We start from the raw sequence: 23467 nt of genomic DNA on the forward strand, positions 1-23467 counted from the left end.
GAGACCGCCCAAGTCGCAAGCGCGGCTTCCTAGCGCGCGACCTTCGCCTGGGGAATGGTCATCGCCGCCACGCCGACGACGACCAGGGCCATTCCCCACCACGCGCTCGGACCAAGGCTTTCGCCAAGGAACACGGCTCCGATAGCAACGCCGATCGGCACCCGCAGATAGGCTTGCGAGGTGGTGCCGACGGAGCCCAGCGTATGGAGGAGGCGGAAATAGATCGAGAAGGCCAGCGCGGTCGAAAACACCGAAAGCCCGAGCAGCGCAAGGACCGAAGCTGTCGATGGCGCCAGGGTCCATGGCCGGTCTAACGCAAGGCTCAACGGGATCAGCATCGCGGCGCCGCAGAGCATCGAACCGGCGGCCGGCACCATCGGGTCGAGCCCCCTGAAGCCGCGGCCGAAAACGGCGGCGCCGGCGTAGCAGATCGTCGCCGCGACCACGGCAAGTTGCGGCAATATTTGCTGTCCGAGGCCGCCAAGCGCCGGGGCGCCGACAACGAGGCATATTCCGGCGATTCCCGCCGCGACACCGAACAGCTTGCGCATGGTCGCCGGTTCATGGCGGGTGATCAGGGCGGTCAGCAAGAAGGTGAAGATCGGCGAGGTCGCATTCAGGATCGTGGCCAGCCCGGCATCCAGCGAGCGCTCGGCCCAAGCGATCAGCGTGAACGGCACGACGCTGTTCAGGCATGCCTGGAATGCAAACCGGCGCCAGCTTGCGGCTTCACCCGGCAAGACCAGCCCGCGCCAGCGGATCAGGGCGAACAGGATGCCACCCGCGATCAGGGTTCGCGCGGCGATCAGCGTCACCGGCGGGATCGTCGCGACGCCGATCTTGATGAAGCTGTAGGATGCGCCCCACAGCACCGCCAATATGACGAGCAGCACCAGCTCGATCCTCGTGTCGGTTTTCATGGACATGGCCGGCTGGAACCTCTGGGCATCGCTCATCTCAGCGATGCTTGTAAGCCAGGCCCGCGGGAAATGCTTCGGCCGCCATCCAACGATGGTCGCTATGCTGACATTCGTCGGATCGCCGCTAGGCAAAGCCGCATCAAACCGCTAGACCCGCCCGCGCCCGGCGTGGCAGAAAGCCGGTGGTTTTTTGGCGGAGACATGAATTGATGCCGGACTATGACGTGCTTTGTATCGGAAATGCCATCGTCGACATTATCGCCCAGTGCGACGAGGCGTTCCTGGAGACCAACGGCATCATCAAAGGCGCGATGAATTTGATCGACACGAGGCGCGCCGAACTGCTCTACAGCCGCATGGGCCCGGCCATCGAAGCCTCGGGCGGCAGCGCCGGCAACACGGCGGCGGGCGTTGCCTCCTTCGGCGGTCGCGCCGCTTTCTTCGGCAAGGTCTCCAACGACGCACTCGGCGAAATCTACGCGCACGACATCCATGCCCAGGGCGTCGCCTTCGACACCAAGCCGCTCAACGGCGAACCGCCGACGGCGCGCTCGATGATCTTCGTCACGCCGGACGGCGAGCGCTCGATGAACACCTATCTCGGCGCTTGCGTCGAACTCGGCCCGGAGGACGTCGAGGCCGACAAGGCGTCTGGCGCCGCGGTCACCTATTTCGAGGGCTATCTGTGGGACCCGCCGCGCGCCAAGGAAGCGATCCGGCAGACGGCGAAACTCGCCCACGCCGCCGGGCGCGAAGTGTCGATGACCCTGTCGGACTCGTTCTGCGTCGACCGCTACCGCGACGAGTTCCTCGATCTCATGCGCTCCGGCACCGTCGACATCGTCTTTGCCAACAGCCACGAGATCAAGTCGCTCTACCAGACCGCGTCCTTCGACGAGGCGCTGGCGCAGATCCGCAAGGATTGCAAGATCGCCGCCGTCACCCGCTCGGAAAAGGGCTCAGTGATCGTGCGCGGCGACGAGACCGTCACCATCGAGGCGACCAGGATCCGCGAGCTGGTCGACACGACCGGCGCCGGCGACCTCTACGCCGCCGGCTTCCTCTACGGCTACACGCAAGGCCGCAGCCTGAAGGCGTGCGGCGACCTCGGCTCGCTGGCGGCCGGGCTGGTCATCCAGCAGATCGGCCCGAGGCCAAGGCAGAATTTGCGCCACGAGGCCGAACAGGCGGGACTGCTGTAGCGCGGCGCCTCTTCCTTCTCCCCTTCTTGTGGGAGAAGGTGGATCGGCGCGCAGCGCCGAGACAGATGATGGGTGTTGGAAGGAATGCCGTCCGAGCCAAGCTGGAGCACCCCTCATCCGTCGCCTTCGGCGACACCTTCTCCCACAACAAGGGGAGAAGGAAGAGGTGCCGCTACGTGCTCCTCAAGCTCCCGCGCTATACGCCGCGATCGCCGCCATATTGACGATGTCTGAGTCCTTGGCATTGAGCGAGACGATCTGAACCGGCTTGTTCAGGCCGACCAGCAGCGGGCCGATGACGGTAGAGCCGCCGAGTTCCTGCAGCATCTTGGTCGAGATCGAGGCCGAGTGGAAAGCCGGCATCACCAGCACGTTGGCCGGGCCGGTCAGCCTGATGAACGGGTACTGCGCCATGGCGCGGGCGTTGAGCGCCACGTCGGCGGCCATTTCGCCGTCATACTCGAAATCGACGCGGCGCTTGTCGAGGATGCGCACCGCTTCCTGGACACGCTCGGAGCGCTCGCCCTGCGGATGGCCGAAGGTCGAATAAGCGAGCATGGCGAGCCTCGGCTCGTAGCCCATGCGGCGGGCAAAGCCGGCGGCCTCCTCGGCGATGTCGGCGATCTGTTCAGCATTCGGCATGTCGTGCACGGCGGTGTCGGCGACAAGCACGGTGCGACCCCGCGCCAGCACGATCGACACGCCGATGACGCAGTGGCCGGGCCTTGCGTCGATGACGCGGCGGATGTCGTCGAGGGCCGTCGAATAGTTGCGGGTGACGCCGGTGACGATGCCGTCGGCATCGCCCAGCGCCACCATGCAGGCGGCGAAATGGTTGCGGTCGTTGTTGATCAGCCGCTGGCAGTCGCGGAACAGGAAGCCTTTGCGCTGCATGCGCTCGTAGAGATAGTCGGCGTAGACCGAGTTGCGCCGCGACAGCCGCGCATTGATGATCTCGATGCCTTGCTTGCCGAGGTCGATGCCGGCGTTCCTGGCGTTTTCCTTGATGATGTCGTCGCGGCCGAGCAGGATGGCGGTGCCGAGCCGCTGGTTCACATAGGAGACGGCGGCGCGCATCACCTGCTCCTCCTCGCCCTCGGCAAAGACGATGCGCTTGGGCTGGCGGCGCACCCGGTCGTAGATGCGCTGCAGCGTCGATGCGATCGGGTCGCGGCGGGCGGAAAGCTCCTGCGCGTAGCGGTCCAGATCGAGGATCGGCTTGCGGGCGACGCCGGAGTCCATCGCCGCCTTGGCGACCGCGATGGGGATCGCCGAGATCAGGCGCGGATCGAACGGCACCGGGATGATGTAGTTTGGACCGAATTTCGGCCGCATGCCCTGATAGGCGGCGGCGACGTCGTCGGGCACGTCCTGGCGCGCCAGTTCGGCGAGCGCTTTGGCCGCGGCGATCTTCATGTCGTCGTTGATAGTGGTCGCCCGCACATCGAGCGCGCCGCGGAAGATGTAGGGGAAGCCAAGCACGTTGTTGACCTGGTTGGGATAGTCGGACCGCCCCGTCGCCATGATGGCGTCGGTGCGGATCTCGGCGACCTCCTCCGGCGTGATCTCGGGGTCGGGATTGGCCATGGCGAAGATGATCGGGTTTTTGGCCATCGACTGCACCATCCTGGTGGTCAGCGTGCCCTTGGCCGAGAGGCCGAGGAACACGTCGGCGCCGTCCAGCGCTTCGGCCAGCGAGCGCGCACCGGTTTTCACGGCGTGCGCCGATTTCCACTGGTTCATGCCTTCGGTGCGGCCCTGGAAGACGACGCCCTTGGTGTCGCACAGGATGATATTTTCTGGCGCAAAGCCCATCGCCTTCATCAGTTCGATGCAGGCGATGCCGGCAGCGCCGGCGCCGTTGCAGACCATTTTCGTGGTCTTCATGTCGCGGCCGGTGATTTCCAGCGCGTTGATCAGGCCGGCGGCCGAGATGATGGCGGTGCCGTGCTGGTCGTCATGGAAGACCGGGATGTCCATCAGCTCGCGCAGCCGCTGCTCGATGATGAAGCACTCCGGCGCCTTGATGTCCTCGAGGTTGATGCCGCCGAAGGAGGGGCCGAGAAAGCGCACGCAGTTGATGAATTCGTCGGCATCCTCGGTATCGACCTCGAGGTCGATGGAATCGACATCGGCGAAGCGCTTGAACAGCACCGCCTTGCCTTCCATCACCGGCTTCGAGGCCAGCGCGCCGAGATTGCCGAGGCCGAGGATAGCGGTGCCGTTGGAGATGACGGCGACCATGTTGCCGCGAACCGTATAGTCGAAGGCGCGGCTCGGATCCTCGGCAATGGCGAGAACCGGCACGGCGACGCCCGGCGAATAGGCGAGGCTGAGATCGCGCTGCGTCGCCATCGGTTTTGTGGCGACGATCTCCAGCTTGCCCGGCCGCCCCATGGCATGGAATTCCAATGCCTCCTGGGCGCTGACGGAGGGCCCGTTGCTTTCGGATTTCTTGGCCATGATGCTTTCGGTTCCTCGCCCGTACGGCACCGCTTGAGATGGGTGCGCATGCTTTCTTTTGTGGAAGGTTCGGGATTAAGGCTACACTTCGCCGCTGTAAACCGCCAAGCATGGCCTGGAAAATTTTGGAAGCAGCTTCTTGAACGACGAGACGCCCATTCGAAGCGACAATGCCAAGCCGGCCTTCGCGCCGGCGACGCCGATGATGGAGCAGTATATCGAGATCAAAGCGGCGAACCCGGATTCGCTGCTGTTCTACCGCATGGGCGATTTCTACGAGCTGTTCTTCGACGACGCCGAGAAAGCAAGCCGGGCGCTCGGTATCGTGCTGACCAAGCGCGGCAAGCACCAGGGGCTCGACATCCCGATGTGCGGCGTGCCGGTGCATGCCGCCGACGATTATCTGCAGAAGCTGATCGGACAGGGGTTCCGCGTCGCCGTCTGCGAGCAGATCGAGGATCCGGCGGAGGCCAAGAAGCGCGGCGGCAAATCGGTGGTGCGCCGCGACGTGGTGCGGCTGGTAACGCCAGGCACCATCACCGAAGACAAATTGCTGGCGCCGTCGGAATCGAGTTTTCTGATGGCGCTGGGACGGGTCAAGGGCGGGGCCGAGCATTCCTTTGCCTTGGCTTGGATCGAGATCTCGACCGGTGTCTTCCGCGTCGCCGAGACCACCGCCGACCGGCTGCTCGCCGATGTCTTCCGCGTCGACCCGCGCGAGCTGATCGTCGCCGAGCCGGTGTTTTACGACCCGGAGCTGAAACCGGTCTTCGACGTGCTCGGCCGCGTCGCCAGCCCGCAGCCGCCGTCGCTGTTCGATTCGGCTTCGGCCGCCGGCCGCATCGCCCGCTTCTTCGAGGTGGCGACCCCTGACAGTTTCGGCTCGTTTTCGCGCGCCGAGCTGTCGGCGATCTCAGGCGTCATCGCCTATGTCGAAAAGACGCAGAAAGCCGAGCGGCCGCCGCTGTCGCGGCCGGAGCGCGAGGAGCAGGGCTCGACGCTGTTCATTGACCCGGCGACGCGCGCCAATCTGGAACTGCTGCGCACGCTGTCCGGCAGCCGCGACGGATCGCTGTTCAAGGCGATCGACCGCACGGTGACCGGCGGCGGCGCAAGGCTGCTCGCCGACCGGCTGATGGCGCCGCTGACCGATCCGGCGGCAATCGCTGCAAGGCTGGACTCGGTGTCGTTCTTCCGCTCCGAGACGCGCCTTTGCCAGGCGGTGCGGGCAAGCCTGAAAAGCGTTGGCGACATGCCGCGCGCGCTGTCCAGGCTGGCGCTCAACCGCGGCGGCCCGCGCGACCTCGGCGCGCTGCGCGCCGGTTTCGAAGCGGCCGGCGCCATCGCCGAACTGTTCGGCCAAATCGCCTTGCCGGGCGAACTGGCCGCGGCATTGGGAGCTATCAAGGCGCTGCCCAATGAACTGGCGGCGCATCTGGCGCAGGCGCTGAGCGACGAGCTGCCGTTGCTCAAGCGTGACGGCGGCTTCGTCCGCGGCGGCTACCACGCCGAACTCGACGAGATGCGGGCGTTGCGCGACGAGTCGCGAAAAGTGATCGCCGGGCTGGAGCGCTCGCTGATCGACGAGACCGGCATCCGCTCGCTGAAGATCAGGCACAACAATGTGCTGGGCTATTATATCGAAGTCACCGCCAATCATCATGCGCTGATGACCGGCAGCGACGGCGCCAGGGCGCGCTTCATCCATCGCCAGACCATGGCCAACGCCATGCGCTTCACCACCACCGAACTCGCCGAGCTGGAAACCAAGATCGCCAACGCGGCCGACCGGGCGCTGGCGATCGAGCTTGCCGCTTTCGAAGCGCTGACGGCGCAAGTGGTCGGCCACGCCGACAGGATCCGTGCCGGCGCCGAAGCGCTCGCCGTGCTCGACGTTTCGGCCGCACTTGCCTTGCTTTCCGAGAGCGAGACCTGGTGCCGGCCGTTGGTCGATGCGAGCCTTGCCTTCGAGATTTCGGGCGGACGCCACCCGGTGGTCGAACAGGCGCTGCGGCGTTCCGGCGAAGGCCCGTTCGTCGCCAATGATTGCGATCTGTCGCCGCAAGGCGATGCCAAGACCGGCGCGATCTGGCTGCTGACCGGCCCCAATATGGGCGGCAAGTCGACCTTCCTCAGGCAAAACGCGCTGATTGCCATCCTTGCCCAGACCGGCTCTTTCGTGCCCGCGGCATCAGCCCATATCGGCGTCGTCGATCGGTTGTTTTCGCGGGTCGGCGCCTCCGACGACCTGGCGCGCGGCCGCTCGACTTTCATGGTCGAGATGGTCGAGACGGCGGCGATCCTCAACCAGGCAGGCGAGCGCGCACTGGTCATCCTCGACGAGATCGGCCGCGGCACCGCCACTTTCGACGGCCTGTCGATTGCCTGGGCGGCGGTCGAATATCTGCACGAGAAGAACCGCTGCCGGGCGATCTTCGCCACGCATTTCCACGAAATGACGGCGCTGGCCGGGAAACTTACACGGCTCCACAACGTCACCATGCGGGTCAAGGAATGGGAAGGCGACGTGGTCTTCCTGCACGAGGTTGGCAAGGGTGCGGCCGACCGTTCCTACGGCGTCCAGGTGGCGCGGCTGGCCGGCCTGCCGGAAGCCGTCGTCGGCCGGGCCAAGGAAGTGCTGCACCAGCTCGAAGCCGGCGAGGTCTCGGGCAAGGCCAACCGTCTGGTCGACGACCTGCCGCTGTTTTCTGTGGCGGCGCAGCGGGAAGCGTCGAAGCCGGCGAAGAGTGATGGGCTGGGTTTGGCGCTAGCGGAGATCAGTCCCGACGAGATGACGCCAAGGGAGGCGCTGGAGGCGCTGTACAGATTGAAGGGGATGCTGGGGAAATAGGGCTTCTGCAATCGGAGCGGCGTCGGCGAAACGGCCAATCTTCCCCACGAGGGGGGAGATTGGCAGCTTCACCCTCAAATCATCGCCAAGCCCGACTTCCGCCTCGGCGGTGGGAAGGTGCGGTCAATTTCGGCGAAATCTTCGCTTGTGAGCTCGATGTCCAATGCCGCGACATTCTGCCGGACATGCTCCAGGCGACTGGCCTTCGGAATGGCGATCACGCCCTGCTGCGCCATCACCCATGCAAGTGCGATCTGCGCCGGCGTCGCACCGTGGCGGGCGGCGATGGCATCTAACTTGGCGTTGCGCGCCAATACCCCCTGATCGACCGGCGAATAGGCCATCAGCGGCATGCCGCGTTGCCGGCTCCACGGGGCGAGATCGAACTCGACGCCGCGCTGCGACAGATTGTAGAGCACCTGGTTGATCTGGACGTTGCCGCTGGCCGGCAACCGAACCAGCTCTTCCATCTCATCGGTATCGAAATTGCTGACGCCCCAATGGCGGATCTTGCCGGCCGCCTTCAACGCTTCGAACGCCTCTACCGTTTCCATCAAAGGAACGCTGCCCGGCCAATGCAAGAGATAGAGATCGATGCGGTCGGTGGCGAGATGCCTCAGGCTGTTCTCGCAGGCCCTTTTCACGCCGGCGCGCGAGGCATTGGACGGCAGCACTTTGGAGACCAGGAAAACCTCGTCGCGGTGCCCGGCGATGGCCTCCGCCACCACCTGCTCGGCACCGCCGCTGGCATACATTTCGGCGGTGTCGATCAGCGTCATGCCGAGATCCAGCCCGAGCTTCAGGGCATTGGCCTCGTCGGCACGGCGGCGGCCGTCCTCGCCCATCTTCCAGGTGCCCTGGCCGAGCACCGGCACGGCCTCGCCGCAGGGCAGGGTGGTCGTTCTTATCGTCGATGCCATGGCATGCTCCAGTCCGAGGCCCGGATAGCACCATAGCCGCCAAGGGAAATCCAGGTGAAGCAGAAATCCAGGTGAAGCCTCTCGCCCGGATTCCCCGACAGCGTGACGCCTACTTCACCGGATGGGCGGCGAGCCAGTCCTGCATCTGCTTGATCTCGGCTTGCTGCGCGGCGATCACTGCTTCCGCCAGCTTGCGGATTTCCGGATCCTTGCCCTTGGCGAGCTCGATCTTGGCCATATCGATGGCCGCCTGGTGATGCGGGATCATGCCGCGGGCGAAATCGACATCGGCATTGCCGGAATATTCGATTGCCATCATGTCGGTATGCATCTTGTCCATCGCCGCCTTGTAGCCCTCGGTCGAGGGGCTCTGCGCGCCCATTGCGCCCATGTCGTGCTTCATCTCCTCGGCTTGTGCCGGAACGCTTTCGAGGAAAACAGCAAGCAGCATTCCCGCTGCCATCATCAGCAGCACGATCTTCTTGGCCAAGGTCATTCATCGTCTCCTTTTTGAACAGGGTCTATCTGGAAGTTTTACTCAGAGTTTCAACGTCCTGAGCCGCAATGCGTTGGCGATGACCGAAACCGAAGACAGGCTCATCGCCGCCGCCGCGAGCATCGGCGACAACAGCGTGCCGGTGAGCGGATAGAGCACGCCGGCAGCGACCGGCACGCCAAGCACATTGTAGAGGAAAGCGAAAAACAGGTTTTGGCGGATGTTGCGGATCGTCGCGCGGGCCAGCGTCCTGGCCCTGACGATGCCGTTGAGATCGCCCTTGACCAGCGTTATTCCTGCACTTTCGACCGCAACATCGGCGCCTGTGCCCATCGCGATGCCGACATCGGCGGCGGCAAGTGCGGGCGCATCGTTGACGCCATCGCCGGCCATGGCGACGCCCGCACCGCCGGCACGCAATTCCTCGACCAGCGCGTTCTTCTGTTCGGGCAAAAGCCCGGCACGCACCGCGTCGATGCCGAGCTTGGCTGCGATGGCCTTGGCGGTGCGCTCATTGTCGCCGGTCGCCATGACGATCTTCAGCCCGCTGTCATGCAGGGCCTTGATCGCCTCGGCGGTCGTCGCCTTGATCGGATCGGCGACGGCAACGAGGCCGGCGAGCTTGCCTGCTACAGCGACGAACATCGCGGTCTTGCCGTCGGCCTGCAGCGCCTCGGCACTGGCCAGGACCGATGCCGTGTCGATGCCGAGATCGGCCATCATCGCGGCATTGCCGAGCGCCACTTTCTGTCCCGAGACCGTGCCGGAAACGCCCTTGCCGGTGACGGCCTCGAAGCCGCTCGCGTCGGGGACCTTCACGTCGCGTTCGTGGGCGCCGTCGACGATAGCCTCGGCCAGCGGATGCTCCGAGCCTTTTTCCAGCCCGGCGGCGAGCGCCAGCAGATCGTCTTGTGCCATGCCTTCGACGGCGACGACGTCGGTCAGTCGCGGCCGGCCTTCCGTCAGCGTTCCCGTCTTGTCGACGATCAGCGTGTCGACCGAGGCAAAACGTTCGAGCGCCGCCGCTTCCTTGATCAGCACGCCGGCATGCGCGCCGCGCCCGGTGGCGGTCATGATCGACATTGGTGTCGCGAGGCCCAGTGCGCACGGACAGGCAATGATCAGCACCGAGACCGCCGCGACGACGGCAAAGACCAGGCTGGGTTGCGGTCCGATGACCGCCCAGGCGACGAACGCAATAATCGCGACCAGCACGACAGCCGGGACGAAGTAGAACGAGACGCGGTCGGCCAGCCCCTGGATCGGTGCGCGTGAACGCTGCGCCTTGGCGACCAGCTCGACGATGCGTGCCAGCGTCGTCTCGGCGCCGATCTTTTCGGCGCGCATGACCAGGGAGCCGTTCTTGTTGAGCGTGCCGCCGGTGAGGTCGTCGCCTTCGGTCTTTTCGACCGGCAGCGGCTCGCCCGTGATCATCGATTCGTCGATGGAGGAGCGTCCTTCGAGCACAATGCCGTCGACCGGCACGGCATCGCCGGGGCGGATGCGCAAGCGGTCGCCGGCCTTGATCGTATCGAGCGGCACGTCGTTTTCGGAACCGTCCGCGCCGATCAGCCGCGCCGTCTTCGGCGCCAGGTCGAGCAGCGCACGGATCGCCGACCCGGTTTTCTCACGGGCGCGCAATTCCAGCACCTGGCCGAGGAATACCAGCGCGACGATCACCGCCGCCGCCTCGAAATAGACCGGCACGGTGCCGTCATGGCCGCGGAACTGGTGCGGAAAGAGGCCCGGAAACAGGGTGGCGACGACGCTGTAGAGATAGGCGGCACCGACGCCGAGCGAAATCAGCGTCCACATATTGGGGCTGCGGTTCAGGATCGAATCCAAGCCGCGGTGGAAGAACGGGAATGCCGCCCACAGCACCACGGGACTGGCCAGCGCCAGTTCCAGCCAGACCTTCGCACCGTCGTCGATGAAAGCCTGGAACGTCAGGCCGAGCATCGGTGCCATGACGATGACCAGCAACGGCACGGACAGCACTGCGCTCACCCAGAAACGCCTGGTGAAGTCGACCAGTTCGGGGTTCGGTCCCTCGTCGCCGGTCGGCACCCCCATCGGCTCTAGCGCCATGCCGCAGATCGGGCAGGAGCCGGGCTTGTCGCGGATGATTTCCGGGTGCATCGGGCAGGTGTATTGCGTGCCTTTCGGCATCGCCTGCGGCGCCGGCCTGTCGCCGAGATACTTTGCCGGCTCGGCCTCGAACTTCGCCTGGCAAGCGGCGGAGCAGAAATAGAAACCCTGGCCCGCGTGCCGCAAAAAGTACCTGGCCGTGGCGCGGTCGACGCTCATGCCGCAGACGGGATCGGTGGCCGTCAGGTATTTTTCCGGCTCGGCGATGAATTTGGAGCGGCAGCTTTCGCTGCAGAAATGATAGCGATGGCCGCCATGCTCGGCGGTCGGCTTGCCGGCAGCCGGATCGACGGTCATGCCGCAGACCGGATCGCGGACGACGGCGTCCGCAGCAGAGGTGGCGCCTTTTGCCGAGCAACAGCTGCCATGGGCGTGATGATGGTGGTCGGAATGCGTCATGCCGAAAGCCCCTGTATTTCGATGTTGCGGCGGAGGTAGTGCTTCCAGTGACTGGAAGGTCAAGGGCCGATTTTCGATTTTTCGCGGCCAAGCCCAAACCGAACCGGCTGCGCGGCACGAGACGATCGTCCCGTTCCACCGCTGCGGAGAACGCGTCCGTCCGCCCCATACCCAGCGCCGCGAAAACGCGCTATAGACGCCGCCGAAACGGCGAGGCCGAACGGCATCTATGGCAAGAATATCACTGAAGCTCGAGGAATTGGTCGACGGCGAGGCCTTGCGTCGCGAGATGACCGAAGTGACCGCGGCCACGGCCGGCGACGGTTCGGGCAAGGCCGCGCGCAGCGGTGTTCTCAAGCTTCTCAAAAGCCGGCTGGCCGACGGCCGCACGGTCGCCGAACGCATGCTGATGGACGACGGCAGCGGCACCGCCTGCGCCGCCCGGCTGTCGCATCTGATGGACGAGATCATCCGCGCGCTCTACGATTTCGCCGCCACCCACGTCTATCGCGTGAAAAACCCGTCATCCGCCGAGCGCATGGCGGTCGTCGCCGTCGGCGGCTACGGCCGCGGCACGCTGGCGCCGGGCTCCGACATCGATCTCCTGTTCCTGCTGCCCTACAAGCAGACGCCGTGGGGCGAGCAGATTGTCGAATACATGCTCTACATGCTGTGGGATCTGGGGCTGAAGGTCGGCCACGCCACGCGCAACATCGACGAATGCCTCAGGCTGTCGCGCACCGACGTCACCATCCGCACCTCGATCCTGGAAGCGCGTTTCCTATGGGGCGAGCAAAAACTCTATGACGAGCTTTTGCAGCGCTTCGACCACGAAGTGGTGCGCACCACCGGCCCCGAATATGTCCAGGCCAAGCTCGCCGAACGCGACGAGCGCCACGCCAAGGCCGGCGAGAGCCGCTATCTGGTCGAACCGAACGTCAAGGACGGCAAGGGCGGCCTGCGCGACCTGCAGACGCTGTTCTGGATCGGCAAATATTTCTACCGGGTGCGCACCGGCGAGGAACTGGTCGACAAGGGTGTCTTCACCGACGCCGAATACAGGGAATTCCAGAAGGCCGAGGACTTCCTGTGGGCGGTGCGCTGCCACATGCATTTCCTCACCGGCAAGGCCGAGGAGCGGCTGCATTTCGACATCCAGCGCGACATTGCCGAGCGGCTCGGCTACACCACCCATCCCGGCCTGTCGGCGGTCGAGCGCTTCATGAAGCACTACTTCCTCGTCGCCAAGGACGTCGGTGACCTGACCCGCATTTTCTGCGCCGCGCTCGAGGAGGAGCAGGCCAAGCATGTGCCGGGCTTCAACCGCATTTTCCTCACCTTCTCGCGGCGCAAACGCAAGCTCGCCGGCACGGCCGACTTCATCGTCGACAACCACCGCATCAACATTGCCGACGGCGAGGTGTTCGAGCGCGATCCGGTCAACCTGCTCAGGCTGTTCTGGTTTGCCGACAGGCACGGCCTGGAATTCCACCCCGATGCGCTGAAGCTTCTCACCCGTTCGCTCGGCCTCGTCGGCAAGGCGCTCAGGCGCGACGAGGAGGCCAACCGGCTGTTCCTCGATATCTTGACCTCGGACCGCAACGCCGAGCTCAACTTGCGGCGCATGAACGAGGCCGGATTGCTTGCTAAGCTAATCCCGGACTTCGGCAAGATCGTCGCCATGATGCAGTTCTCGATGTACCACCACTACACGGTGGACGAGCATTTGATCCGCTGCATCGGCGTGCTGGCCGAGATCGAACGCGGTGACGGCGAAAAGGTCCATCCGCTCTCCCACTCGCTGATGCCGGGACTGAAGAAGAGCCGCGAGGCGCTCTATGTCGCCGTGCTGCTGCATGACATCGCCAAGGGCAGGCCGGAGGACCATTCGCAAGCCGGCGCCAGGATCGCCCGGCGCATCTGCCCGCATATGGGGCTCTCGCCGGCCGACACCGAAACGGTCGCCTGGCTGGTCGAGAACCACCTCGTCATGTCGATGACGGCGCAGACCCGCGATCTCAACGACCGCAAGACGATCGAGGATTTTGCCGCCATCGTGCAGTCGGTCGAACGGCTGAAGATGCTTTTGGTGCTTACCGTTTGCGATATTCGTGGCGTGGGGCCTGGGGTCTGGAACGGCTGGAAGGGCCAGTTGCTGCGCACGCTCTACTACGAGACCGAGCTTTTGTTGACCGGCGGGTTTTCGGAGGTGTCGCGCGCCAAACGGACGGCGGCGGCGCGCGAACAACTCGCCGAAGCGCTTGCCGACTGGCCGGAAAAGGCCCGCAAGCGTTACGTCGGCCAGCACTACGAGAACTATCTGCTGGCGGTCGATCTTCCCGACCAGCTCCGCCATGCCGAATTCATCCGCGAAGCCGACCATGCCGGCAAGAAGCTCGCCACCATGGTGAAAACCCACCAGTTCGAGGCGGTGACCGAGATCACCGTGCTGGCGCAGGACCATCCGCGCCTGCTCTCGGTGATTGCCGGCGCCTGTGCCGCGGCCGGCGGCAACATCGTCGACGCGCAGATCTTCACCACCTCGGATGGCCGCGCGCTCGACACCATCCTTATCTCGAGGGAGTTCGACCGCGACGAAGACGAGCGCCGCCGCGCCGAGCGCGTCGGCCGGCTGATCGAGGACGTGCTGTCGGGCAAGAGCTGGCTGCCTGAAATGATCGAGAAGCGCACCAAGCCGCGTCGCGGCGCCAAGGTTTTCCGCATCCCGCCACGCGCCGAGATCCGCAACACGCTGTCGAACCGGTTCTCGGTGATCGAGGTCGAGGGGCTGGACAGGCCGGGGCTTCTGTCGGAGATCACCGGCATGTTGTCGGACCTGTCGCTCGACATCGCCTCGGCCCACATCACCACCTTCGGCGAAAAGGTCATCGACACGTTCTACGTCACCGATCTCACCGGCCAGAAGATCGACAGCCCGTCGCGTACGGCGACCATCCGCAACAGGCTGATCGCGGTGCTCGAGGGCACGGCGTCCGAGCGCGGCAAGACCAAAACGGCCGCCGAGTGACTGTTACCTTCCATTTGCCCCAATCCCACAGGCAGTCTTCCAGCGCATGAGCCTTGTCAAGAAATTCGCCACGGTCGCTTCCGGCACGCTGATGAGCCGGGCTCTCGGCTTCGGCCGCGAGATGCTGATGGCCGCCGCACTCGGCACCGGGCCGATCGCCGACGCCTTCAACGCCGCCTTCCAGTTCCCCAACACCTTTCGCCGACTGTTCGCCGAAGGCGCCTTCAACGCCGCCTTCGTGCCGCTGTTCGCCAAGGAGATCGAGACGCACGGCACCGACGGCGCCAAGCGCTTTTCCGAAGAGGTGTTCGGCGTCTTGTTCACGGCGCTTCTGGCGCTGACCATCGCCATGGAACTGGCGATGCCGCTGATCGTGCGCTACCTGGTGGCGCCGGGCTTTGCCGATACGCCGGGAAAATTCGAAACGACGGTGGCGCTGGCGACCGTCATGTTCCCCTACCTGATCTGCATGTCGCTTGGCGCCATGATGGCCGGCATGCTGAATTCGCTGCGCCGCTATTTCGCCGCCGCGGTGGCACCGGTGTTCCTTAACGTCATCCTTATCGCCGTGCTCGCCTATGCCTGGTACAAGGGTTCGGACGCCCGCACCGTTGGTTTCGGCCTGGCCTGGGGTGTGCTGGCGGCCGGCCTAGTGCAACTGACGATCGTCTGGGCGGCGGTGCGCCATGCCGGCATCTCGATCGGCTTCCGCCGGCCGAAGATGACGCCGAACGTCAAGCGGCTGCTGATCCTGGCACTGCCGGCGGCCATCACCGGCGGCATCACCCAGATCAACCAGCTGATCGGCACGGCGATCGCATCGGCGCAGGACAGCGCGGTGTCGTCGCTGGCCTATGCCGACCGCGTTTACCAGCTGCCGTTGGGCGTCGTCGGCGTCGCCGTCGCCATCGTGCTTCTGCCGGAACTGTCGCGGGCGCTGAAATCGGGCAATCTGGTCGAAGCCGCCAATCTGCAGAACCGCTCGGTCGAGTTTACCCTTTTCATGACGTTGCCGGCGGCGGCCGCACTGTTGGTCATGTCCGAGCCGATCGTGCGGCTGGTCTATGAGCGCGGCGCCTTCGCCACCAACAATTCGACGCCGACGGTCGCGGCAATCCTGGCGATCTTTGGCCTCGGCTTGCCGGCCTTCGTGCTGATCAAGGCGTTCACCCCAGGCTATTTCGCCCGCGAGGACACGCGCACGCCGATGATTTTTGCCGCCATCTCGGTGGCGGTTAACATTACGACGGCGCTGACGCTGTTTCCGACGATGGGCGCGCCCGGCATTGCCGTTGCCTCCGCTGTCGCCGGCTGGGTCAATGCGGCGATGCTGCTCGCCGTGCTGATCCGGCGCGGCCATTGGGGCCGCGACGTGCCGCTCATGAAACGCATCCCGCGGCTGGTGCTGTCGGCGGCGGTGATGGCCGCGGCGCTCTATTTTGCCGAACACTGGTTCGCCGCAAGTCTCGGCTCCGGCTCGCCGCTGGTGATCAAGGCGGTAACCTTGCTTGCGCTCGTCGCCGGCGGCGCGCTGCTTTACTTCGTCACCGCCTTCGCCACCGGCGGCGCCGATTTCGGCATGATCCGCCGCAATATCGGGCGGAAGGCGTCCCAGCCGGTCAAGGAGCACTCTCCGGATCCGTGAGGGGGAAAATTCATCAGCGCCAATTTTGTTCTTGCTTTGTGCCGGCAGCTATGCTACTAATCTTGGTATGGTGCTAATTGGCTCCAACGACCCGCCCACCGAGGCGGGTTTTTATTTCTGGTCGGCGCCATCCCTCAAACAGCCTTCTGTTCGGCCGACGTCAAAGCCTGCGCGCCCTGGCCAACGCCCCTCTTGATCGTCTCCTCGCTCTCGTCCATAAGCGCGCCGTCGCAAGACTTTCGCCGCGCGCGAAACGGCCCTCCACAAGCCAGGGAAACACCATGACCGATCAGCCCGCCTTCAAACCGCTCGTCTTTTCCGGCGTCCAGCCAACCGGCAATCTGCATCTCGGCAACTATCTCGGCGCCATCAAGAAATTCGTCGCCCTGCAGGACACCTCCGACTGCATCTACTGCGTCGTCGACCTGCATTCGCTGACCGCACAGCTCGTCCATGAGGATCTGCAGGACCAGACGCGGTCGATCACCGCGGCGTTTCTCGCCTCCGGCATCGACCCGACCAAGCACATCGTCTTCAACCAGTCGCGGGTGATGCAGCACGCCGAGCTTGCCTGGATCTTCAACTGCGTGGCGCGCATCGGTTGGATGAACCGCATGACGCAGTTCAAGGACAAGGCCGGCAAGGACCGCGAGAACGCCTCGCTCGGCCTGCTCGCCTACCCCTCCCTGATGGCCGCCGACATCCTCGTCTACCGCGCCACCCACGTGCCGGTCGGCGACGACCAGAAGCAGCATCTGGAGCTGACCCGCGACATCGCGCAGAAATTCAACAACGACTTTTCGGACCGCATCGCAGCGCTTGGCGTCGGCGTCGAGATGCAGGTCGGCGAAGAGAGGGTGAACGGCTATTTCCCGCTGACCGAGCCGGTCATCGGCGGCCCGGCGGCACGCATCATGTCGCTGCGCGACGGTTCGAAGAAGATGTCGAAGTCCGACCCGTCGGACCTGTCGCGCATCAACCTGACCGACGATGCCGATGCCATCTCGAAGAAGATCCGCAAGGCCAAGACCGATCCGGAGGCTTTGCCCGGCGAACTGGACGGCCTTGCCGGCCGGCCGGAAGCGGAGAACCTCGTCGGCATCTATGCCGGCCTCGCCGAAATATCGAAAGAGGCGGTGCTGCAAGAGTTCGGCGGCCAGCAGTTTTCGGTGTTCAAGCCGGCGCTTGCCGATCTCGCCGTGGAAAAGCTGGCGCCGATCGCCGGTGAGATGCGCCGCATCTCCGGCGACCGCGCCTATGTCGACGCGGTGCTGCGGGATGGCGGCGAGCGTGCCGGCACATTGGCCGAAGCGACCATGAAGACCGTGCGCGACATTATCGGCCTGCTGCAAGGCTGATGCATGTCGCGCAAAGTGTGCAGCGGTTTGCGATAACGACATGCATAAAACAAGAACCTGAAGCGCGTCGCTGGTCGAACGCGACGCGCTTCAAGCCGCACCAGCATTGCCACAGCCGCCTGTCGCTTGCGGGCGGGCTGTGGCGGTGGCAGATTGCGACCGAAACCATCGAACAGGGTGAATATGGTCTCCAAACGCCTCAGCCGCGAAGCCGGTCATCGCCGTAAGTTCCTGGCGATCATCGACGACACGCCGGAATGCGAGCGCGCCGTCGCCTATGCCTCGAAGCGGGCGCAAAGCACGGGCGGCGTGCTGGTGCTGCTCTATGTCATCGAGCCGGATGATTTCCAGCACTGGCTGGGCGTCGAGAAGATCATGCGCGAGGAGGCGACCGCCACGGCGCGTGCCGCACTCGACAGCTATGCCAACAAGGTGCGCCAGAAGCTCGGCATCGAGCCGGAACTGGTGGTGCGCGAAGGCAAGCCGACCGAAGAGATTCACAAGCTGATCGAGGAAGACCAGGACATCGCCATCCTGGTGCTGGCGGCAGGCGCCGGCAAGGAGGGGCCGGGGCCGCTGGTCGGCGCGGTCGCCGGCAAGGGCGCCGCCTTTCCGATTCCCGTCACGGTGGTGCCGCAGAACCTGTCGGACGAAGAGATCGACAGCCTCGCCTGAGATGCGCTGATATTCAGGTGAGGCCGGCCTGCAATTGGCGGCTTCCTGCGCTTTCGGTGCTCACGTACCAAAAGTACGCTCCGCTCCGGTTCTCGGAACCCACCATTTTCGGCTCGGCCTGACCTGAATCTCAACACATCTCCAAGCGTTTCAGGGCGCTAGCAAAACATTCCGCCAGCCAGCCGTTCCCCGCGATGCCTTTCGCTTGAATGTCGGGCGGATAAAGCCTAATTAGAACTATTCCAAACTAGTTGCCCGAAATGGGCACGGAGACGGCCATGTTCATCCAGACCGAGTCGACGCCAAACCCGGCGACGCTGAAATTCCTGCCCGGCAAGGAAGTGCTGCAAGAAGGCACCGCCGATTTCCGCGATGCCGATAGCGCCGCGACGGCTTCGCCGCTCGCCGGCCGGCTGTTCGAAATCCCCGGCGTCACCGGCGTCTTCTTCGGCTATGATTTCATCACCGTGACCAAGGACGGCCCCGACTGGCAGCATCTGAAGCCGGCTATCCTCGGCGCCATCATGGAGCATTTCATGTCCGGCGCCCCGGTGATGGCCAAGGCCGGCCCCGCCGCCGAGACCAGCCAGACCGGCGAATTCTACGACAAGGCCGACGAGGAGTTGGTCGTCACCATCAAGGAGCTGCTCGACACGCGGGTGCGCCCAGCGGTGGCCCAGGATGGCGGCGACATCACCTTCCGCGGCTTTGAGAACGGCACCGTGTTCCTGCACATGAAGGGCGCCTGCGCCGGCTGTCCGTCGTCGACGGCGACGCTGAAGCACGGCATCCAGAACCTGCTCCGGCACTTTGTGCCGGAAGTGCAGCACGTCGAACAGGTCTCCTGACGCACCGTTCCATCGTCAACGTCGATAGACAACAAAAAACCGGGCCAAAGTGCCCGGTTTTCTGTTTGCGACGTCTGTGTTGTTGCCTAGACGGTCCGCGTATAAGGGTTTTATATCACAATGACCTTGGCGCCGACCGAGGTGCGGTCGTAGAGGTCGATAATGTCCTGGTTCATCAGCCGGATGCAGCCCGACGACATCGCCTTGCCGATCGAATTCCATTCCGGGCTGCCATGCAGGCGATAACCCATGTCGCCGCCCTTGTTGAACAGGTACATGGCGCGCGCGCCGAGCGGGTTCTTCAACCCCGGCTCCATGCCACCGGCAAACTTGGCCAACTCCGGCTGGCGCTTGATCATCTGCGAAGGCGGTGTCCAGGTCGGCCATTCGCGCTTCAGCGCGATATGGGCGGTGCCGTGCCATTCGAAACCCTCACGGCCGACGCCGATGCCGTAGCGCATCGCTTCGCCGTCGCCCATGACGAAAAAGAGGAACTTGTTCTGCGTATCGACGATAATGGTGCCCGGCTTTTCCCTGGTGTCGTAGTCGACGATCTGCCGGCGGTATTTGAACGGCACCTTTTCGATCGGAACGCGCGGCAGGTGATAGCCGGCGTCGGTCACCGCGCCGTAGTTGTTGGTGAAGATCTGCGAGCCGATGGTGCTGCAACCGGCGACAGCCGTCGACAGCGCCAGGGCCGCGACGATTGCAAGTGACTTCATGCGCATGAAAAGGTCCGATGCCTGCCCAAACAACAGCGGCTCGAGTCGGCCGCTTTTTTCATCTTCATTCATGCTGGCATTTGCTTTGCTTGCCAAGCGGGCGATGCCTATATCCTTGCGCTTGCGTGCTGGTAAACCTGCGACTATGGCATTTCGGCAACAGCCCCCGCAGGATTATGTTGCAAAATCAATGGGCCAGGAACAAGGACCAGGAGACGAAGAAATCACCCATGAATGTCGGTGACGCTGCCCGGCGCTCTGGCCTGCGGCCAAGACCATCCGTTGCTACGAGGAGATCGGCCTGAGACGCGGCCGCCGCAGGGGAAAGTCCAGACAGGCCGGGTTTAATAAAGGACGCCGCGAAGCACGGCCCAAGCCAGAAGCCCGAACGTGCCGATCACCACCAATGCACCAAGGACCGTGCCGATCTTTTCAGGCAATCCATCGGGGCGACCAGGATCGTTGGCCATTCAACTATCGATCATGACGTAGGCCGCACCAAACACGGCAACGATAATTGCCCCAAGCACCGCCCAGCCTCCGATGGCCGAGCGGATTTCCTCCGGCGTCGCTGATTTCCGGACGTCATCTTCCGTCATCTAATGCTCCTCGTAAAACACCGTAGCCGACATTGAAAGCGCAAGCTGCCGGCGCTGCCAAGAGCCGCAGCGGATTTTGCGCAAAAGTTTAGCGACGGGCGCCGTTCGCGAGCAAGCGTTACCTAGCCTTCCACACTCCGCAAAGCGCGGGCGGCGGTCACGATCCCGGTGGGCGATACCGGATCGACTTGGCTTTCCCAAGGGCTTCCATCGTCTCTTCGACACTTAACAGGACGGTGGTCTCGTATGAGCTGAGCGCGCCTCCCGCACCAATGGCGAGCATGACAGAGGCCATGGACACGTTGTCCGGCGCCTCCCACAGGTTCCAGCCATCGTACTCTCCGAAGGCATACCAGAACCCGTGCAGCTTTCCGCCGACCGACTCGATATAGGAACGGGCAGCCTCGCGTCTATCCTCGGGATTATCCATCAAGCGCGCCCAGGTTTCGGGCCTGTAGCTGAATCGCGTGAGATACATCGGCATGGTTCGTCTCCTCCCAGAGCTGCCCCCACCAAGACAGTTAAGCGCCCCAATCCGGGAGAACGCGAGTCGTTTCCGAGGCGTAGTACCGCTGGCCTAGTTGCGGGGCCGCTAATAGACCTGTTTCAATTGCCTTTCCCAAGGGGAGTAAGGTCAATGGCCGCATATCTCATTGCTGATGTAGACATAACCGACGCCGCCGTTTTCGAGGAATACCGCCGGGATGTGCCGGCAACCGAAGCCCGCTATGGGGGGAGGTACATCGCTCGCGGCGGGGCCACCAAAGTTCTGGAGGGCGATTGGGAACCTCATCGCCTCGTCATTGTCGAATTCCCGGACATGGCATCCCTCCTGGCATGGTACGACTCTCCAGAATACGGCCGCCTCAAGGCCATCCGCGAACGCTGCGCAAAGACGAGAATTATTGCTCTGGAGGGCATGATGCCGGTTAGCTGAGGGCCGGGTTTGTCAACGAGATAGTCGCCATCAACAAGGCGATTATCCGGTTGTCGCCCTCCTTGAAGGTCATGTGGTCGAACTTATGCATGTCCACAACGAGCGCGTGGAAATCGCCCAGGTGTTCCCCATTTAGATAGAAGAACTCGTCAATCAGATCCTCGAACACATGGTGGTTGCGTTTTGTGATTCCACTGGAGCCGCCCGTGGTAAGGCATGCGTTCCTGGTATCGGGCGAGAATCGAAAATAGCTCGGGAACTAAAGCCGTCCCGCATGTTAAGCCGCCAATATTCATATACCGTGCAGTAAGGTCGCTTTCATCGGTGAAGCAGGTGTATTCACCAAGCCCACGCCCCGCCAAGGAGCCGTTATGCAACGCAAGAACTCTGAAACATCCGAATGACTAATGGACAGTATAGAAATTCAAGGAGGCCGCGCGAAAGCTCGAAACAGACGAGTCAGAGGAAGCCTTTGACCGCGTATCGAAGAAAGTGGTGAAGGCACCGCCGACCAAGCAGGAAGGCCAAAAAATAACTACGAATAGGGTCGATTGCAACCTGTGATTCCTTGACCAATTGGTAAAAGTTCTGTTAACCTTTTGCCGTTACGCTGCCGAAACGAAGCCGATACTTACGGAGCAAAATGCGCGATAGGGATGTCAGGCTAGCGGTGAGAAATTACCTGGAGGCCTTGCACAGAGACGACGTAGACACTCGCATCGTTGAAGAGATGGGCGTGTGGTCGGGCTCCGTTCGCGTTGATCTTGCCGTTATCAACGGCGAATTGGCTGGCTTCGAACTCAAAAGCGATAGCGATACGCTCCAGCGGCTTCCGGTACAGGCTGACGTCTACAGTCGTGTATTCGATCAGGTGACGCTTGTTGTCGGGCGGCGGCACGCCGAGAAAGCCAGCGACATCATTCCAAACTGGTGGGGAGTGATGGTTGCAGAGCAAACAGATAATGGCGTCACCTTAGAACATCACAAGTGCGGGTCTAGAAACCCTTCTCCAGATCCGAGCCTAATAGCTGGCCTTCTCTGGAAAGAGGAGGCGCTTGAAGTTCTTGAGGCGCACGGGCTCGCCAGTGGTTGGCGAAGCAAGCCCGCGAAAGCCATTCACCAAAGGCTCGCCCAAGAGTTATCCTTCTCGGACCTTGGCGATGAAGTTCGGCAAGTTCTGAAGTCCAGAATCGCGTGGTTACGGCAACCTGTCAGCTACATGCGAGATATGGCGGTTCAACAGCAGAGCGGCCCATTGGCCCCGCCCCCCTGCGCCGCCGGGTGCGGCGGCGTAGTGCTGAATGCGCCCGTCACCCCAAGAGGCGACCGCTAGACCACCGAACGCAGGATCTGCCATTAGCGTTTGAGCATGGCCTCTATATTGAGTTCCCATGTCAATCCCGTTGTGACCGCTGGTTCTAACCCCTTTGTGAATAATCCATTGATCATCAATGGCGTAGCGAACACTTACGGTAGCGTTGGCCATTGCATAACCCGGCACTTCGTCCAGCGAAGGGTGGACGTGACCTGAATCCGAATAGTCGAGTTGGAAGGGGACAAGCCCTCTGACCAGTTGCCATATCTGCCAGTCCAAGCGCGCAACATCATTGCGGCCCGGATTTAGAGGACCATGATCTTTTGGCGCGCTCCAAGAATGAAGGGTCACCGACCTCCAAGGGTGATTAGCAGCCAATGAGGCATTTATCGTGTGCGCAACATAGTTTGCGTAAGGAATAGGCGCATGTTCGGCTACCCCTGCAACGTCAATGACAACGTCAATTTGATTTGGATTCCATGCGGGAACGTTGGCTACCCAAGGCGCAAGATGGGGTAAGTCAGCTACAGGCACATGCAAAACAAAACCTGGACCATATGTTCCAGCCAATCCTGCCGCTGCCAGATTGTATGCCGGTTGAGCCCGGATCGACAAAGTCGGTATGACCGGCACTCCACCAGCACCAAGGCCATTGAATAGGGCAGTGTATGCAACAGCGCTCCCCGTAACTGTGAAGTTGTGGATACCGTCCAGAGCGATTGGAAAACCAGCGGCGTTGGCAATCATCTTCGGCAAAAAAGTAGCAGGAACTGTACCGCCAAGTCTTATGATGGGAAACACCCGCACTCTTGCTGCTGGCGACAAGTTCCCAAGCGCATCAGCTTCCCCAGCTTTAGTGCGGACAACGGGCATATAACGATATGGCATGTGATCCCCCCAAGTATTTATTTTGGGGACCGTAGCATTCGGAATTCATTTAG

At 63.2% G+C, this 23467-nt stretch carries 20 protein-coding genes and 1 pseudogene; 10 read left to right on the forward strand and 11 right to left on the reverse strand.

Going from position 1 to position 23467, the window contains the following annotated elements; translation table 11 throughout:
- Nucleotides 1–29: 29 nt before the first annotated feature.
- Nucleotides 30–920 (reverse strand): DMT family transporter, encoded by an 891-nt coding sequence (locus NKH50_RS09690; protein WP_502906848.1) that lies wholly within the window; start codon nt 918–920, stop codon nt 30–32.
- Nucleotides 921–1129: 209 nt separating this feature from the next.
- Here NKH50_RS09690 and NKH50_RS09695 point away from each other — a divergent pair, with 209 nt between their 5' ends.
- Nucleotides 1130–2122 carry an adenosine kinase gene (locus tag NKH50_RS09695; RefSeq protein ID WP_352878255.1) on the forward strand — a complete coding sequence of 331 codons (993 nt, stop codon included), beginning with the start codon at nt 1130–1132 and terminating at the stop codon, nt 2120–2122.
- A gap of 183 nt (nt 2123–2305) precedes the next feature.
- Here NKH50_RS09695 and NKH50_RS09700 read toward each other — a convergent pair whose 3' ends face one another.
- Complete coding sequence (locus tag NKH50_RS09700) at nt 2306–4585, reverse strand: NADP-dependent malic enzyme (RefSeq protein WP_254816156.1); 2280 nt, start codon at nt 4583–4585, stop codon at nt 2306–2308.
- 202 nt (nt 4586–4787) lie between these two features.
- Between NKH50_RS09700 and mutS the strand changes: the two genes are divergently transcribed.
- The gene (mutS, locus tag NKH50_RS09705; protein ID WP_352878568.1) at nt 4788–7436 is read left to right on the forward strand and encodes a DNA mismatch repair protein MutS; all 2649 of its coding nucleotides are present in this window, start codon (nt 4788–4790) and stop codon (nt 7434–7436) included.
- Nucleotides 7437–7510: 74 nt separating this feature from the next.
- On the opposite strand, the gene NKH50_RS09710 is transcribed toward mutS, so the two are convergent.
- From NKH50_RS09710 to NKH50_RS09720, 3 genes are all read right to left on the reverse strand, one after another.
- Nucleotides 7511–8356, reverse strand: coding sequence for an aldo/keto reductase (locus tag NKH50_RS09710; protein WP_352878258.1), 846 nt, complete (start codon nt 8354–8356; stop codon nt 7511–7513).
- A 109-nt stretch (nt 8357–8465) separates the two neighbouring features.
- A complete protein-coding gene (gene copM / locus NKH50_RS09715; protein ID WP_352878261.1) occupies nt 8466–8852 on the reverse strand; it encodes a CopM family metallochaperone in 387 nt (128 codons plus the stop codon).
- A gap of 42 nt (nt 8853–8894) precedes the next feature.
- The gene (locus tag NKH50_RS09720) at nt 8895–11399 is read right to left on the reverse strand and encodes a heavy metal translocating P-type ATPase (protein ID WP_352878263.1); all 2505 of its coding nucleotides are present in this window, start codon (nt 11397–11399) and stop codon (nt 8895–8897) included.
- Between the two features lie 229 nt (nt 11400–11628).
- On the opposite strand from NKH50_RS09720, the gene NKH50_RS09725 reads away from it, so the two are divergent.
- From NKH50_RS09725 to NKH50_RS09745, 5 genes are all read left to right on the forward strand, one after another.
- Nucleotides 11629–14427 carry a [protein-PII] uridylyltransferase gene (locus tag NKH50_RS09725; protein ID WP_352878266.1) on the forward strand — a complete coding sequence of 933 codons (2799 nt, stop codon included), beginning with the start codon at nt 11629–11631 and terminating at the stop codon, nt 14425–14427.
- A 46-nt stretch (nt 14428–14473) separates the two neighbouring features.
- Nucleotides 14474–16072, forward strand: coding sequence for a murein biosynthesis integral membrane protein MurJ (gene murJ, locus NKH50_RS09730; RefSeq protein ID WP_352878269.1), 1599 nt, complete (start codon nt 14474–14476; stop codon nt 16070–16072).
- Between the two features lie 281 nt (nt 16073–16353).
- Nucleotides 16354–17430, forward strand: a complete 1077-nt coding sequence (gene trpS, locus NKH50_RS09735) for a tryptophan--tRNA ligase (protein WP_352644518.1) — start codon at nt 16354–16356, stop codon at nt 17428–17430.
- A gap of 183 nt (nt 17431–17613) precedes the next feature.
- The gene (locus NKH50_RS09740) at nt 17614–18105 is read left to right on the forward strand and encodes a universal stress protein (RefSeq protein WP_023717912.1); all 492 of its coding nucleotides are present in this window, start codon (nt 17614–17616) and stop codon (nt 18103–18105) included.
- 278 nt (nt 18106–18383) lie between these two features.
- A complete protein-coding gene (locus NKH50_RS09745) occupies nt 18384–18953 on the forward strand; it encodes a NifU family protein (protein WP_023676386.1) in 570 nt (189 codons plus the stop codon).
- A 110-nt stretch (nt 18954–19063) separates the two neighbouring features.
- Here NKH50_RS09745 and NKH50_RS09750 read toward each other — a convergent pair whose 3' ends face one another.
- A complete protein-coding gene (locus NKH50_RS09750) occupies nt 19064–19681 on the reverse strand; it encodes a L,D-transpeptidase (RefSeq protein ID WP_352506997.1) in 618 nt (205 codons plus the stop codon).
- On the opposite strand from NKH50_RS09750, the gene NKH50_RS09755 reads away from it, so the two are divergent.
- Nucleotides 19680–19919: a hypothetical protein gene (locus NKH50_RS09755; RefSeq protein ID WP_352878273.1), complete on the forward strand. Its 240-nt coding sequence runs from the start codon at nt 19680–19682 to the stop codon at nt 19917–19919. The genes NKH50_RS09750 and NKH50_RS09755 overlap by 2 nt on opposite strands.
- A 100-nt stretch (nt 19920–20019) precedes the next feature.
- Here the strand turns inward: NKH50_RS09755 and NKH50_RS09760 are convergent, their stop codons facing one another.
- The 3 genes from NKH50_RS09760 to NKH50_RS09770 all read right to left on the reverse strand — a co-directional run bounded on the left by NKH50_RS09760 (nt 20020) and on the right by NKH50_RS09770 (nt 20758).
- Nucleotides 20020–20145: a hypothetical protein gene (locus tag NKH50_RS09760; protein ID WP_352506924.1), complete on the reverse strand. Its 126-nt coding sequence runs from the start codon at nt 20143–20145 to the stop codon at nt 20020–20022.
- Nucleotides 20146–20274 carry a hypothetical protein gene (locus NKH50_RS09765; RefSeq protein WP_352878276.1) on the reverse strand — a complete coding sequence of 43 codons (129 nt, stop codon included), beginning with the start codon at nt 20272–20274 and terminating at the stop codon, nt 20146–20148.
- 157 nt (nt 20275–20431) lie between these two features.
- Nucleotides 20432–20758: a GYD domain-containing protein gene (locus NKH50_RS09770; RefSeq protein WP_352476054.1), complete on the reverse strand. Its 327-nt coding sequence runs from the start codon at nt 20756–20758 to the stop codon at nt 20432–20434.
- A 153-nt stretch (nt 20759–20911) separates the two neighbouring features.
- Between NKH50_RS09770 and NKH50_RS09775 the strand changes: the two genes are divergently transcribed.
- A complete protein-coding gene (locus tag NKH50_RS09775) occupies nt 20912–21211 on the forward strand; it encodes a DUF1330 domain-containing protein (protein WP_023717905.1) in 300 nt (99 codons plus the stop codon).
- Here NKH50_RS09775 and NKH50_RS09780 read toward each other — a convergent pair.
- Entirely contained in the window at nt 21204–21380 is a 177-nt protein-coding gene (locus NKH50_RS09780; protein WP_352878279.1) for a hypothetical protein, read from the reverse strand. The two genes, NKH50_RS09775 and NKH50_RS09780, sit on opposite strands and share 8 nt — an antisense overlap.
- 474 nt (nt 21381–21854) lie before the next feature.
- Between NKH50_RS09780 and NKH50_RS09785 the strand changes: the two are divergent.
- A pseudogene (locus NKH50_RS09785) lies at nt 21855–22340 on the forward strand (sce7726 family protein); the annotation flags it as partial.
- Between the two features lie 69 nt (nt 22341–22409).
- On the opposite strand, the gene NKH50_RS09790 reads toward NKH50_RS09785, so the two are convergent.
- On the reverse strand, nt 22410–23414 hold the full coding sequence (locus NKH50_RS09790; protein ID WP_352878281.1) for a beta family protein: 1005 nt from the start codon (nt 23412–23414) through the stop codon (nt 22410–22412).
- Nucleotides 23415–23467 lie beyond the last annotated feature (53 nt).

It is taken from the genome of Mesorhizobium sp. M1027 (assembly GCF_040318745.1).
GTDB lineage: Bacteria > Pseudomonadota > Alphaproteobacteria > Rhizobiales > Rhizobiaceae > Mesorhizobium.

Excerpts from the sequence above, each read along its gene's own strand:
- NKH50_RS09755 (WP_352878273.1), top strand. The coding sequence starts at position 19,680 with ATGAAAAGGTCCGATGCCTGCCCAAACAACAGCGGCTCGAGTCGGCCG.
- NKH50_RS09695 (WP_352878255.1), top strand. The coding sequence starts at position 1,130 with ATGCCGGACTATGACGTGCTTTGTATCGGAAATGCCATCGTCGACATT.
- NKH50_RS09745 (WP_023676386.1), top strand. The coding sequence starts at position 18,384 with ATGTTCATCCAGACCGAGTCGACGCCAAACCCGGCGACGCTGAAATTC.
- NKH50_RS09770 (WP_352476054.1), bottom strand. The coding sequence starts at position 20,758 with ATGCCGATGTATCTCACGCGATTCAGCTACAGGCCCGAAACCTGGGCG.
- NKH50_RS09790 (WP_352878281.1), bottom strand. The coding sequence starts at position 23,414 with ATGCCATATCGTTATATGCCCGTTGTCCGCACTAAAGCTGGGGAAGCT.
- NKH50_RS09725 (WP_352878266.1), top strand. The coding sequence starts at position 11,629 with ATGGCAAGAATATCACTGAAGCTCGAGGAATTGGTCGACGGCGAGGCC.
- trpS (WP_352644518.1), top strand. The coding sequence starts at position 16,354 with ATGACCGATCAGCCCGCCTTCAAACCGCTCGTCTTTTCCGGCGTCCAG.
- copM (WP_352878261.1), bottom strand. The coding sequence starts at position 8,852 with ATGACCTTGGCCAAGAAGATCGTGCTGCTGATGATGGCAGCGGGAATG.
- NKH50_RS09710 (WP_352878258.1), bottom strand. The coding sequence starts at position 8,356 with ATGGCATCGACGATAAGAACGACCACCCTGCCCTGCGGCGAGGCCGTG.
- NKH50_RS09765 (WP_352878276.1), bottom strand. The coding sequence starts at position 20,274 with ATGACGGAAGATGACGTCCGGAAATCAGCGACGCCGGAGGAAATCCGC.
- NKH50_RS09775 (WP_023717905.1), top strand. The coding sequence starts at position 20,912 with ATGGCCGCATATCTCATTGCTGATGTAGACATAACCGACGCCGCCGTT.
- NKH50_RS09690 (WP_502906848.1), bottom strand. The coding sequence starts at position 920 with ATGAAAACCGACACGAGGATCGAGCTGGTGCTGCTCGTCATATTGGCG.
- murJ (WP_352878269.1), top strand. The coding sequence starts at position 14,474 with ATGAGCCTTGTCAAGAAATTCGCCACGGTCGCTTCCGGCACGCTGATG.
- NKH50_RS09750 (WP_352506997.1), bottom strand. The coding sequence starts at position 19,681 with ATGCGCATGAAGTCACTTGCAATCGTCGCGGCCCTGGCGCTGTCGACG.
- NKH50_RS09720 (WP_352878263.1), bottom strand. The coding sequence starts at position 11,399 with ATGACGCATTCCGACCACCATCATCACGCCCATGGCAGCTGTTGCTCG.
- NKH50_RS09740 (WP_023717912.1), top strand. The coding sequence starts at position 17,614 with ATGGTCTCCAAACGCCTCAGCCGCGAAGCCGGTCATCGCCGTAAGTTC.
- NKH50_RS09700 (WP_254816156.1), bottom strand. The coding sequence starts at position 4,585 with ATGGCCAAGAAATCCGAAAGCAACGGGCCCTCCGTCAGCGCCCAGGAG.
- NKH50_RS09760 (WP_352506924.1), bottom strand. The coding sequence starts at position 20,145 with ATGGCCAACGATCCTGGTCGCCCCGATGGATTGCCTGAAAAGATCGGC.
- mutS (WP_352878568.1), top strand. The coding sequence starts at position 4,788 with ATGATGGAGCAGTATATCGAGATCAAAGCGGCGAACCCGGATTCGCTG.